The following is an 847-nucleotide window of genomic DNA, read 5'->3' as shown; positions in this document are numbered from 1 at the left end:
TGCGGCCGCTGGACGGCGGCGGCCTGCTGATCGTCGGGCGCGACCTGAGCGAACAGGAGGCGGTGCGCGGCGTGATCTGGCGCGCGCTGCTGGCCGGCGCCGGCGTGTCGCTGCTGCTGACGGTGGCCGGCGCGCTGCTGTTCCGGCGCCTGGTCGAGCGCCGCCTGGGCACCATCCGCCGCACCGCCGCCCACATCGAGGCGGGCGACCTGAGCTCGCGCATCCCGGTGCGCGGGCGCGACGAGTTCGCGCTGCTGGGGCGCGACATCAACCGCATGCTGGACCGCATCGAGCTGCTGATGGACGGCATCCGCCACGTCTCGAACGCCATCGCGCACGACCTGCGCACGCCGCTGGGCCGCGTGCGCAGCAAGCTCGACGACGCGCTGCGCTCCGAGGCCACGGTGCCGCGCCTGGCCGGCGCCGCGCGCGACGCCATCGAGGAGATCGACGACCTGATACGGCTGTTCGAGCGCCTGCTGCAGATCGCCGAGGCCGAATCGGGCATGCGCAGCCGCCTGTTCGAGCGCCTCGACCTGGGCCACATCGCCCGCGACATCGGCGAGATGTACGAGGCCAGCGCCGAGGACGGCGGCGTGACCCTGACGGTGGACGCGCCCGAGCACCTGTACGTGGACGGCGACCGCAACCTGCTGGCCAGCGCGGTGGCCAGCCTGCTGGACAACGCCATCAAGTACGCCGGGCCGGGCCACGCGGTGCGGGTGCGGGCCGGCGTGTACCGCGGCGGCCTGGCGTCGATCGCGGTGCAGGACGACGGCCCCGGCATCCCCGAGGCCGAGCGCGGCAAGGTGACGCGGCGCTTCTACCGGCTCGACGACAGCCGCCA

The 847-nt window shown here is 74.5% G+C and carries 1 protein-coding gene; it reads left to right on the top strand.

Features of this window, described 5'->3' with window-relative positions:
- Positions 1 to 847: sensor histidine kinase (locus GTP90_RS35895; RefSeq protein WP_161087945.1), on the top strand; the 847-nt coding region annotated here is incomplete at both ends.

The sequence above is a fragment of the Duganella vulcania genome, from assembly GCF_009857655.1.
Lineage (GTDB): Bacteria > Pseudomonadota > Gammaproteobacteria > Burkholderiales > Burkholderiaceae_D > Rugamonas > Rugamonas vulcania.
Note: the sequence above shows the minus strand (reverse complement) of the source record. Positions and strands in the feature narration are given on the sequence as shown.